A 10,380-nucleotide genomic window follows, 5' to 3' on the forward strand; every position below is an offset into this window, starting at 1 on the left:
GCTATGGAGAAAGATGGACTAGCCTTTGGTTGGATCTTGCCCGCTTTGCAGATACAAGGGGCTATGAAGCAGATCGTGCACGAAATATCTGGAAGTACCGCGATTGGCTTATTAATTCTTTTAATGCAGATAAGCCATATAACGATTTTTTAATTGAGCAGCTTGCAGGCGACCTTATGCCAGACCCTGACGATGCAAAATATATAGCTACCGCTTTTCATCGTAATACGATGACCAATGATGAAGGTGGTTCTGACAATGAGGAATTTAGGACTGCTGCTGTGATGGATCGGGTTAATACTACCTGGACTGCAATGATGGGTACGACTTTTAACTGTGTTCAATGCCATAGTCACCCTTATGATCCTTTTAAAAGCGATGAATATTATAAATTCCTGGCTTTTTTTAATAATAGTCGTGATGAAGATACCCAGTCTGAATACCCGGTATTGCGCCAATATGATACTGCCGATAGTTTAAAGTTCACTCAATTGATTGCTTGGTTAAGGAATAATGTTTCTGACGCTGCTGCAAAAAAATATCAGGTCTTTCTCAAAACATGGCAGCCAACAATAAATTCTCTGCAGTGTGATAAATTTGTAAATGGGGCATTAATCAGTAGTTGGTATGCTGGTTTGCGTAATAAAGGTACCTGTAGATTGAAAGATGTAGTTTTGGAGAATAAAACCCAACTCATGTTTCGGTATAAGAGTAATTATGATGGTGGGAAATGGTTTATTTACCTAGATAGTTTAAATGGACAATTGGTAAAAACAATTCCATTAGCTAACACCAAAGGTGAATGGAAGATTGTAATTACAGCATTTCCTAAAGTTAAGGGTAAACATAATCTGTATTTTAAATATTATAATCCTGCCATAAAGACCGCTAATGAAACAGGTGTTCAGTTCGAGTGGTTTCAATTTGATCAGGATTTTCCTGGGAAAGGTAAGGCCGGATATCAAATTGCCTTTAAAGACTTTAATGATTTGATGCATGCACAAGTGGATGCTACACCGATCATGTTCGAAAACAACAAAGAACAATTCAGAGCTACCCATGTTTTTGAAAGAGGAAACTGGACGGTTAAAGGAAAGGCAGTTCAAGCTGATGTTCCAGATATTATGAACCCACTTCCACCTAATGTGCCTAGAAACAGATTGGGTATGGCACTTTGGTTAACTGATAAGAAAAATCCTTTGGTTGCGCGAACAATGGTCAACCGTTTATGGGAGCAATTGTTTGGATTTGGCTTAGCCGAAACACTGGAAGATCTTGGATCTCAAGGAATTCCACCTACTCATAAAGAATTGCTGGATCATCTTTCATGGAAATTCATGAACGAATACAACTGGAGTATCAAGCGATTATTAAAAGAGATTGTTTCATCTGCAACTTACAGACAAGATTCAAAAGTGAATGAGGAATTAATCAAAAAAGATCCCTTTAATAAATTTTATGCTAGAGGGTCGAGGGTAAGATTATCAGCGGAACAGTTGAGAGATCAAGGGCTAGAGGTTAGTAAGCTCTTAAGTAAGAAAATGTATGGAAAAAGTGTTATGCCATTTCAGCCGGCAGGAATTTGGCGCTCCCCATATAATGGGGATGTTTGGACAATGAGCGAGAATGAAGATCAGTTTAGAAGAGCACTTTATACCTATTTAAAAAGAACAGCACCTTATCCTTCCATGATGACATTTGATGGTGGTGCCAGAGAAGTCTGTATCCCACGGAGAATAAGAACAAATACTCCTTTGCAGGCATTAACATCATTAAATGATTCCACTTCTCATGTTATTGCCAGAAATCTAGCTTTCCGGATGCAAAAAACAGGGGGAAAAGAAGCCTCTAAGCAGATTCAGAAAGGTTATGAAATAATGATGTATAAACCTATTTCACCAGTCAGACAAAAAGCACTTGTTGATTTGTATAATACAGCATTGAATAAATTTAAAAAAGATAAGAAGGCCATGAATGAAATTATTGGCTTGAAATCGATAGAAAAAGGCAGCAATCCTGAAACTGCAGCAATGGTAATAGTTGCAGGAGCTATGTTGAACATGGATGAGTGGCTAAATAAAAATTAGTTTTAAATTCTCTTTATTTCAGGCTAATATAAGCCGGATTACAAAATGAGAAAATGTAGATATTGACCTCATGCTATCATGTAGATGAAGCCAAATTATTAGCGATAATGAAGAATGAAATTTTAATTCAACGATTATTAAAAGAGGCAGAACAATCTGCCTTGCAACAACAAACTCGGCGACATTTCCTCAAAGAAAGTGCTATGGGCTTTGGTGCTTTGGCATTAGGTTCATTACTAGGTAGTTGTGGAACTAACTCAACAGACTCTTCTGCTAGTTTGTTTGATGCGTCCAATCCATTAGCACCGCGTGCTCCGATGTTCCCAGGTAAAGCTAAATCTGTTATTTATTTACATATGGCTGGAGCACCTTCCCAGCTGGAACTATTTAGTTATAAGCCTGAACTTGCTAAACTGGATGGTCAAGATTGCCCTCAATCATTACTGGAGGGTAAAAAATTTGCATTCATTCGTGGTGTTCCAAAAATGCTTGGACCACAAGCTAAATTTAAGCAATATGGGCAGAGTGGCTTATGGTTATCAGATAATTTACCTCATCTCTCAACAGTAGCAGATGATATTGCGATGCTTAATGCAGTAACAACTGATCAGTTCAATCATGCACCGGCTCAGTTATTAATGCAAACTGGTTCAGCAAGATTAGGTAGACCCAGCATTGGGTCATGGGTAACCTATGGCATGGGATCTGAAAATAAAAATCTACCTGGCTTCGTTGTTTTAACTTCGGGAGGGAATAATCCTGATGCTGGGAAAAGCGTTTGGGGTAGCGGATTTTTACCTAGTGTGTACCAGGGGGTTCAATGCAGAGGCGAGGGTGATCCTGTATTATTCATTAAAGATCCTGATGGGATGGATAGAGACTTGCGTAAAGCTTCAATTGATGCCATCAACAAAATAAATCATGACCAATATGAGGAGTATCAGGATCCTGAAATACTTTCCCGTATTGCTCAGTATGAAATGGCCTATAAGATGCAAATATCTGTACCTGAGGTTATGAATATCAATGATGAACCGGCCTACATCCACGAGATGTACGGAACAGAACCAGGCAAAACAAGTTTCGCAAACAATGTACTTTTGGCAAGAAAGCTCGTTGAAAAGGGTGTCCGCTATATTCAACTGTTTGATTGGGGCTGGGATACTCATGGAGATTCTGCAAATGGCTCAGTTGATATTGGTTTGATTAATAAATGCCGTAGCGTAGATAAGCCGATTACGGCCTTAATACTTGATCTGAAACAAAGAGGATTATTGGATGAAACACTGATCGTTTGGGGTGCTGAATTTGGTAGAACGCCAATGCAGGAAAACCGTGAAGGTAAGGATATGCCTTACAAAGGCAGAGATCACCATGCTGGAGCATTCAATATGTGGATGGCAGGTGGTGGAATTAAAGGTGGTACATCTTATGGTGAAACAGATGAGATTGGCTACGATATTGTAAATGGAAAAACAGAAGCCTTTGATATTCAGGCTACTATATTGAATCAATTGGGTTTCGATCATGAGAAATTAACCTACGAATCTCAGGGTCGTCCTTTCCGTTTAACGGATGTTGGAGGGAAAGTGATAACGGATATAATTTCTTAAAAATTAAGCTTGCTCCTTTACAATTTATGAAACAAGATAGAAGAGAATTTATTAAAACCTCTGCGGCTGGCTCTGCTGCATTATTATTATCATCAATGGAATCATTTGCTAATAAGCCATTAGCCATGCCTGAGACTAATAAAAATTACGCTTTAAAGATCCTTGCCACCAGTTGGGGTTTCGAGGGAACGATGGATGATTTTTGCGCCAAAGTGAAGAAAGAAGGCTATGACGGTGTAGAGTTATGGTGGCCAACGGATAATAAAAAGGCTCAGGATGATATTTTTGCCGCATTGAAAAAGTATGATCTTGAAATCGGTTTTCTATGTGGTGGATCCCAGTCAAATCCGCAAGAACATCTTGCATCTTATAAGAAGATGATTGATGCAGCTACTAGACAAAATATCCAGAAGCCACTTTATATTAACAACCATTCAGGAAGAGATTATTTTAGTTTTGAGGATAACAGCAAGTTCATTGAGCATTCTCAAGCTCTTTCCAAAGAAACCGGAATCCTGATCTGTCATGAAACGCATAGAGGCAGGATGCTATTTGCTGCTCACATCACAAGAAAGTTCATTGAGAGCTTCCCTGAACTGCGTTTAACATTAGATATATCACATTGGTGCAATGTTCATGAAAGCTTATTAGCCGATCAAAAAGAAACTGTTGATATGGCTTTGAGTAGGACCGATCATATTCATGCAAGGATTGGGCACCCGGAAGGTCCGCAGGTAAATGACCCGCGCGCACCAGAATGGGAGCCTGTAGTCAGACAGCATTTTGAATGGTGGGATAAGATAGTTGAAAGAAAGAAGAAAAATGGTGAGATAGTAACCATTCTTACTGAATTTGGACCCCCTGATTATATGCCTACTTTGCCTTATACAAAACAGCCTTTAGGTGATCAATGGGCAATAAATGTACATATGATGCATTTGCTCAGAAAAAGATATTCCTGATCCTTTATTTCTATTGAATGATTATTAGCGCTATTATATTGGAGAATCTTACTGAATTTATCGGTAGGTTTCATCCTGTTCTGGTTCACCTGCCTATTGGTGTGTTATTGCTGGCTGCACTATTTCAATGGCTATCCCGAAAGGAGAAATATCAATCCTTATCATTTGCAGTTAGCATTTCCTTATTTTGGGGCATGATAAGTGCAATATTAGCATGCATCAGTGGATATCTGCTTTCAAATTCAGGGGATTATGATGGAGATCTTGTTTCTAAACATCAATGGTTTGGGATTGCAGTAGCGGGTATTTCAATTATTGCCTATGGATTAAACAGAAGGGGTAAGGATAGTATTTGGGTAAGCGGTCTATTGGTATTGCTAATCATTATTACCGGGCACTTAGGCGGATCAATCACCCATGGTTCAGATTATCTTTTTAAGGCTTTTTCAAACAATGATAGTAATACTATTACTGCAAAAAGAATACCTATAGCGGATGTTAATGAAGCTATTGCATACAATGATGTCATCCGACCAATTCTAACAGCTAAATGCTACAAATGCCACGGTCCGGATAAACAGAAAGGTAAATTGAGACTTGATCTACCTGAGCTGATACTTAAGGGCGGAAAGAGTGGTATCGTTCTTGTAGGCGGCAAGGTTGATGAAAGTGAGCTGATCAAAAGAATTCTTTTGTCAAAAGATAACGATGAGCACATGCCTCCATTAGAGCAGCCACAGCTTACAAAAGCTGAGATGGAGTTGTTACATTGGTGGGTAAGCAGCGGTGCAGATTTTAATAAGAAAGTGAATGCACTCGTTCAAACTGAAAAAATCAAGCCTGTTTTATTAGCCTTGCAATCAGAGGAAGTGAAGGAAGAGCTAAAAATTTCAGATGTTCCAGCAGAATCTGTTGAGATTGCCGATCAGGGAACCGTCAAGAAAATACAGGAAAGAGGTATAGCCTTAACAGCTGTTGCTCAAAACAGCAATTATTTATCAGCAAATTTTGTGGCAGTAGAAGCCTTAACTGAAAAGGATTTGCAATTATTGGATCCTATTGCCAAACAATTAGTCTGGCTTAAATTAGGAGATTCTAAACTGAACGATAAGATGCTTGTAGATATTTCAGATCTATCAGCACTTACCCGTCTATCCCTGGAGCGCACAGCAATAACTGATCAAGGAATTGGCCAATTTAAAAATCTGCGTAAACTCCAATATCTTAATTTGATTGGTACAAAGGTTAGTATAAAGGGATTGGAGCAGTTAAAGGGTTTGAAGGAACTCAGACAGATTTTCTTATTTCAGACTTTAATTCAGCCTTCAGAAGCAGATCAGCTCAAAAAGCTATTTCCTAACGCAAAGATTGATTTCGGTGGCTATAAACTACAGTTTCTGGAAAGTGATACCAGCAAGTTGAAAGATCCAAAATTGAAATAGGAAATCAATATTGTTTATAATTATTTAATGTGAATTAAACGTGAATAACATTTAAATAGCTGAATTTTATATAAAATTTAATTTTATCCAGACATTTTTAAATTATGGAAAAAAAACTCAAAGATCAATCAAGACGCTTATTTATCAAGCATTTATCAATGGCTTCTGCCGTGCTTCTTTGTGGAAAAGTCACTGATCTTTCTGCCAATGATGTTTATGCATTAAAATCGAAGGTCAAGCTACGCTTTGTTGTCGCTTCCGACTTTCATTATGGTCAGGCTAAGACCCCTTTTGAGGAAATGACCGATAAAGCGATTAGTCAGATCAACTTGTTTAATAAAACCAATAAACTCAATTTTTGTGTGATTAATGGTGATATTATCCATGATGATAAATCTTATTTGCCTTTAGTAAAAAAGAAAATCGACCAATTAGAGGTACCTTTTTATGTTACTAGAGGTAATCATGATATGGTTACAAGTGAATTCTGGAATGAGGTGTGGGGAATGCCCTTAAATCTTAGTTTTGAAGTGAAAGACACGGCATTTATCCTTGCCGATACTTCCAATGAAAAAGGGGAGTATATTTCTCCCGATCTAATTTGGTTGGAATCACAATTGGAGCAATACAAGAGTAAAAAGAATGTGATTTTGATTCTTCATATTCCTCAGGCTAAAGTGACTAAACATGCTATTGATACTCCCGATTTCTTTGATTTATTGAAAAAATATCCAAATGTTCGAGCTGGATTACATGGACATGAGCATGATCAAGATGGCGTTAAAATGATTGATAATATCCCATTCATGTTTGATTCTCACGTAGGAGGGAATTGGGGTACGCCTTACCGCGGGTTTAGGGTTGTTGAGCTATTAAATGATGGTACATTGCTTAGTTATATGATGAATCCTACAGAGAAAATGAAAGAAGAACGGTTTTCATAAATTCATCCGATAGCCAACTATCGGATGAATTCGAATTCCTAATATCTAATTTTCAGTCCCGCAAAGTAATTCCTTGGCGCTGCTGCATTGAAAAATCTCCCTCCAAAAGCATTGATGTCATTCCCAAGACTATAGGTTTCATCTAAAAGATTGTCGATTCCAGCAAATAGATCTAATCCTGTTTTTCCAATTTTTGCAGCTCTCCAGCCTGCTTTAAAGTGTACCAGGTTAAACGACTTTGCAAAAACGCTATTTGCATCATTCAATGCAATTCTGGAGGTGTAATTGTGTTGTGCAAATAAGTAAAAATTCTTCTGAAGCTGAATTTCTAAGCCATTTATTAATACCGTTCTAGGTGTTCCTGTCAATCTATTTCCCGAATAATCACTGGTGCCATTGATATAATTTTTAAAGTAATAGCGACTTAAAGTATAGCTATTCTGGATTTGTAATCCGCTAATGATACCTTTCGAACCTGGTTCAATTAACCAATAACTTGCTTGTGTTTCAATACCATTTTGTTCGGTTCCTCCCGCATTTAGATAAAATTCGGTATCATTGGCATTTACCCTTCGTACAATTGCGTTTTCCAATCTGTATTGAAAAATGGAAGCGTCAATCCATAGTCTGTCCGTTCTATTTCTCAATCTGAATCCTGCCTCATAATTCCATCCTGTTTCTGATTCCAAATTCGTATTAATTTTATTATCGGATGCTCTAACTTCTGCAATAGTTGGAGGCGAATAACCTCTGCTAATGGATGATCTTAAAGCCAAATTATCAGATAGTTTGTAGGAAAGTGCAAAGCGTGGCATTAATTCCGGATTGAATTTACGCTCGGTGACTTGTCCGCGCTGAAAATCTTTTGAGAATTTATAATTATTGTAATTTAGACTTGTTGCTACTTCTGCGCTCAGTTTTTCATTGATATTGGCTGCAAAGCGTGTAAAATAAAAGAATTGATTTGAAATAATATCGTCTTGCGCCTGCAGAAGACCTTTTATGCCCTTATTATTGGTATAATTTGCTATGTCGGCTCCTGTACTTTGTAATTCAAGTCCCGCATTCCATTTCCAATTAAATCCTTGTTTTTGCTTCCCTTGCAATTCAAAATAAGTCCTTAATCCACCAGTATTTTCCTTTCTAAGTTCATAATTGGTGATGAACGGGTTCATGAAGTCTGTTGTTGAACCATAAAGAGCCAAGACATGTTTAAAATTCTTAAAAACCTTCGCTTCATTTACTATTCCGGTGTAGAATGTTCTATTCTCAATTCTGGCTTGTTGAGCTACCGGACCTGCCGCAAAGGCTGTTGATGGTCGCGCAGCCCTTGGATTGGCATTGTATTGCGCCAAGGTTAATCCGCCAGGTGTTTTATACTCCAAATCAGAATAAAATGCTAAAACTCTCAACTGATTAGTTTTTGCATAATTTAAGCGATACATCATTTGAGCAAAGTTTCTGCTCATGGCACTATGTTCACGGTAGCCATCCGATTGTTGATAGGATTGGTTAATGTTTAAATAAGACTTTTTAAATTTCTTTTGTAGAGCTATTTGCTCCTGAAACAATCCGTAAGATCCTCCAGATATTCCAGCATTTAGCCAAGAGCTATCTGCACGTTTATCTACAGGATTCAATAATACCACACCTCCTGAATTAGCTCCAAAAAGACTGCCATCAGGGCCTTTTAAAATCTCCATATTGTTAAGGCTATTTACATCAATCAGATTGAGGTAGGTATTTCCTCCGGCATCGGTTAGCGGGAATTCATCAAGATATATTTTTACATTTCTAACACCAAAAGGGGATCTTAAAGAGCTTCCACGGATAGATAATCGATAACTTCCAGGCGATCTTTCTTCCATTCTTATTCCCGGTACTGAATTAAGTGCTGGAAGCATAGAAATTCCCGGTTGATTTCTCAACTGTCTTGAAGAAATTAGACTTACAGATGATGGGACTTGTAAAATTGATTGTTCCGAAAGATATGCACGAATAACAATTTCATCCACTTTTTGGACAGAATCTACTTTGCTTTGCGCGAAGCTGAAAAAAAGATTTAGACTAAATAATGCAGTAAAAAGAGGTCTTTTTAAGAGAATATGTATAGATGAAATCATTTTTGAAATTTATGTGCTTCATGTTTCAAAGCCTTACAAATTTATTAAAAAAGAGCGCTTTTAAACATGAGTTTTAATCGTTTGGATGTAATATTTTTGAATGAATTGCAATTTTTTATACTTCAAATTTTTGCATAAAAAAACCATCCAGATTTGGATGGTTTTAATAAAATTAAATTATTTTCTTTAATCGAAATATTCTCTCATTTTATCAAAAAAGCTTTTTTCGTTTTTCCCCGGTTGAGGTTTAAAATTAGGAGAGTCTTTTAGCTTTTCTAAAATCTCCATTTCATCTTTCGAAAGCGCCTTTGGTGTCCAAATGTTGGTATAAATCAGCTGGTCGCCACGATGATATGAATTAACTTCGGGCACACCCTTGCCTTTTAAACGTAGAATTTTTCCACCTTGGGTTCCTGCGTCAATTTTGATTTTGGCTTTACCATCAATGGTTGGGACTTCAATACTTGCGCCAATTGCAGCATCGATAAAGCTGATATGTAAATCATAAATCACATTATTTCCTTCACGTTTTAGTGATTCATGTGGGATTTCTTCGATAAGAATAATCAAATCTCCAGGAGTTCCACCGCGAGGTGCAGCATTACCTTTTCCACCCATGGATAATTGCATTCCTTCACTTACGCCAGCAGGAATATTGATGCTAATGGTTTCCTCGCCACGTGTTAAGCCATCGCCATGGCAGCTCGTACATTTTGATGTAATTTGAGTTCCTTCACCATTACAAGTAGGGCAGGTGCTCGTTGTTTGCATCTGACCGAGAATGGTGTTGGTAACTCTACGTACTGCACCACTACCATTACAAGTCTGGCAGGTATTGAATGAAGATTTGTCTTTTGCACCACTTCCATCGCAAGTATCGCAGATAATCTGCTTGTTTACCTTTATTTTTTTCTCTACGCCATTTGCAATTTCTTCAAGACTAAGTTTAACCTTGATTCGAAGATTACTTCCACGCGCAGCTCTTCTTCCACCACGGCTCTGTTGTTGTCCGCCAAAGAAACTATCAAAAGGACTACCGCCACCACCAAAAATATCTCCAAATTGACTGAATATGTCTTCCATATTCATGTGGCCACCACCGAAGCCACCGCCACCATTAGGACTTGAAGCACCGCCAGCATGACCAAATTGATCGTATCTTCTTTTCTTTTCAGCATTACTCAAAACCTCATAGGCTTCAGCTGCTTC

At 37.8% G+C, this 10,380-nt stretch carries 7 protein-coding genes; 5 read left to right on the forward strand and 2 right to left on the reverse strand.

Features of this window, described 5'->3' with window-relative positions:
- The 5 genes from ACIQ0D_RS08985 to ACIQ0D_RS09005 all read left to right on the forward strand — a co-directional run.
- The coding region (locus tag ACIQ0D_RS08985; protein ID WP_395804828.1) for a DUF1553 domain-containing protein at positions 1 to 2,087 on the forward strand (2,087 nt) is incomplete at its 5' end.
- A 107-nt stretch (positions 2,088 to 2,194) separates the two neighbouring features.
- The gene (locus tag ACIQ0D_RS08990; RefSeq protein ID WP_395804830.1) at positions 2,195 to 3,700 is read left to right on the forward strand and encodes a DUF1501 domain-containing protein; all 1,506 of its coding nucleotides are present in this window, start codon (positions 2,195 to 2,197) and stop codon (positions 3,698 to 3,700) included.
- Positions 3,701 to 3,726: 26 nt separating this feature from the next.
- Entirely contained in the window at positions 3,727 to 4,662 is a 936-nt protein-coding gene (locus tag ACIQ0D_RS08995) for a sugar phosphate isomerase/epimerase family protein (protein ID WP_395804832.1), read from the forward strand.
- A 17-nt stretch (positions 4,663 to 4,679) separates the two neighbouring features.
- Positions 4,680 to 6,104, forward strand: coding sequence for a c-type cytochrome domain-containing protein (locus ACIQ0D_RS09000; protein ID WP_395804834.1), 1,425 nt, complete (start codon positions 4,680 to 4,682; stop codon positions 6,102 to 6,104).
- Positions 6,105 to 6,208: 104 nt separating this feature from the next.
- Complete coding sequence (locus tag ACIQ0D_RS09005; RefSeq protein WP_395804836.1) at positions 6,209 to 7,048, forward strand: metallophosphoesterase family protein; 840 nt, start codon at positions 6,209 to 6,211, stop codon at positions 7,046 to 7,048.
- 38 nt (positions 7,049 to 7,086) lie between these two features.
- Here the strand turns inward: ACIQ0D_RS09005 and ACIQ0D_RS09010 are convergent, their stop codons facing one another.
- Together ACIQ0D_RS09010 and ACIQ0D_RS09015 are read right to left on the reverse strand one after the other, a co-directional pair.
- Complete coding sequence (locus tag ACIQ0D_RS09010; protein WP_395804838.1) at positions 7,087 to 9,171, reverse strand: TonB-dependent receptor; 2,085 nt, start codon at positions 9,169 to 9,171, stop codon at positions 7,087 to 7,089.
- Positions 9,172 to 9,357: 186 nt separating this feature from the next.
- On the reverse strand, positions 9,358 to 10,380 hold a 1,023-nt coding region (locus tag ACIQ0D_RS09015), incomplete at its 5' end, for a DnaJ C-terminal domain-containing protein (RefSeq protein ID WP_395804840.1).

Source organism: Daejeonella sp., from assembly GCF_044342615.1.
Lineage (GTDB): Bacteria > Bacteroidota > Bacteroidia > Sphingobacteriales > Sphingobacteriaceae > Daejeonella.

Coding starts and splice junctions, on each gene's coding strand:
- ACIQ0D_RS08995 (WP_395804832.1), top strand. CDS start 3,727: ATGAAACAAGATAGAAGAGAATTTATTAAAACCTCTGCGGCTGGCTCT.
- ACIQ0D_RS09000 (WP_395804834.1), top strand. CDS start 4,680: ATGATTATTAGCGCTATTATATTGGAGAATCTTACTGAATTTATCGGT.
- ACIQ0D_RS08990 (WP_395804830.1), top strand. CDS start 2,195: ATGAAGAATGAAATTTTAATTCAACGATTATTAAAAGAGGCAGAACAA.
- ACIQ0D_RS09010 (WP_395804838.1), bottom strand. CDS start 9,171: ATGATTTCATCTATACATATTCTCTTAAAAAGACCTCTTTTTACTGCA.
- ACIQ0D_RS09005 (WP_395804836.1), top strand. CDS start 6,209: ATGGAAAAAAAACTCAAAGATCAATCAAGACGCTTATTTATCAAGCAT.